The organism is Hydrotalea sp. (assembly GCF_049968455.1).
Lineage (GTDB): Bacteria > Bacteroidota > Bacteroidia > Chitinophagales > Chitinophagaceae > Hydrotalea.
In genome coordinates this window covers 1-574 of the sequence record NZ_JBMFQT010000064.1, presented here as the reverse complement: position 1 = coordinate 574, position 574 = coordinate 1, and the positions used below count along the sequence as shown (strand labels likewise).

Annotated in this window: 1 protein-coding gene; it reads left to right on the top strand. The window is 40.1% G+C overall.

Annotated features, from left to right (window positions below; all coding sequences use genetic code 11):
* The first annotated feature begins 285 nt into the window (after positions 1 to 285).
* Positions 286 to 450: a hypothetical protein gene (locus ACP5P5_RS13715; protein ID WP_428286681.1), complete on the top strand. Its 165-nt coding sequence runs from the start codon at positions 286 to 288 to the stop codon at positions 448 to 450.
* Positions 451 to 574 lie beyond the last annotated feature (124 nt).

The window sequence follows — 574 nt, the reverse complement described above, 5'->3', positions numbered from 1 at the left end:
GACCAAAAATTTGACATATGGATTTGGATTGAGGGTGTTAAGCAGGTCATACACGGCACCCATGTCTGAACATTCCGTATGAAAGCGTTTGGCCAGTCACGGCGAACAAAATGCAAAAGCAAGTAAAAAAAATCATTTTAATTGTGTACGTAGCAGAGTTCACATGAACCAAAAAGCAGCGGACGACGCAATTGCACTAAAGCTGCCCATACACGGCACTCTTGCTGCAACGCTTTGCATGAACACCCTTGCCCTCACACGACAATCAATACGTAAAAACATTATTTGAATTGTTTACATTGCCGAGCTAAACTAAAAAAAAAAAGCAGCGGACGACGCGACTGTGCTTATGTTGATTCATTTTTACACAAACAAAATCAACAAAACTGGCTATTGCCTATTGATATTACAGCGCAATTACCTCGTCCGCCGTATGTGCACGCTTCATAAAACAACAAAAATTAACTAATGTTTGCACTCATTGCTACACGCGACAAGAAGCCGTAAAGCAAACGCCTAAAATTTCAAATTTTTCAAAAACACGCATTCCATCAATAAGCAAAACACGCAAAAC